General features: G+C 44.6%; 1 pseudogene. It reads left to right on the top strand.

Annotated elements, in window-relative coordinates:
* Positions 1 to 105 precede the first annotated feature (105 nt).
* Positions 106 to 1,009, top strand: a pseudogene (locus ACFQZT_RS32215) (IS1182 family transposase); the annotation flags it as partial.

Raw genomic sequence — 1,009 nt, 5'->3', positions numbered from 1 at the left:
TCAGCCTGTTGAGAAACCTCAGCAGGCTTTTCTTCATTCCAATTCTTTATCCATTCACCGCGTTAATATGATATAATATAGATATCTTATTAAGGCGGTGATTGCATGCTTCACTCCAATCCGAATGTGCAAAACAGCTACGAATTTGTTTGTCTAGAAGATCTTGTTCCTCAGAATCACTTACTACGCAAGGTTCAAAAACATATCGACTTCTCTTTCATTCTTGAAAAAGTAAGACCTTACTATTGCGTGGATAACGGGCGGCCTTCTATTGATCCGATCATGCTCTTTAAAATGATGTTCATCGGTTATCTATACGGGATCCGCTCCGAACGCCAGCTAGAGCAGGAGGTACAACTCAACAATGCTTATCGCTGGTTTGTTGGGCTTGGATTGACAGATCGAGTTCCGGACCATAGCACCCTTAGCCTGAATCGGAAGCGACTCCAAGACACCCAAGTTGTCCAAGATATCTTCGACCACATTGTGTTTAAAGCCATTGAACTGCGTATGGTTGCAGGACGCGTGCTCGTGACGGATTCGACTCATCTCAAAGCCAATGCAAACAAGCGTAAATTCATTCAACAAGAAGTTGAAAAGAGCGTCAAAACCTATCTCGATGACTTGGACGAAGCGGTTCAGGCAGACCGAGCTGCCTATGGAAAAAAGCCCTAAAACCCCGGAAGGAGGTGACCGAGACTAAGGAGACCAAAGTGAGCACGACCGACCCCGAGAGTGGCTATATGATGCGAGACGGCAAACCGGAAGGCTTCTTCTATTTGGATCATCGGACAGTTGACCATAAATTCAATATCATTACCGATGTACATATTACACCTGGAAATGTCCATGATTCGACTCCTTATCTCGAAAGGCTTGAACTGCAAGTGAAGAAATTTGGGTTTGACCAGACACTCGAGGCAGTCGCCCTTGATGCAGGTTATTACACGGCTCATATCTGTAAAAAGCTCCAAACGAAAAAGATTTATGCCGTCATTGGCAGTAGAAG

The sequence above is a fragment of the Paenibacillus sp. GCM10027628 genome, from assembly GCF_042676385.1.
GTDB lineage: Bacteria > Bacillota > Bacilli > Paenibacillales > NBRC-103111 > Paenibacillus_E.
Note: the sequence above shows the minus strand (reverse complement) of the source record. Positions and strands in the feature narration are given on the sequence as shown.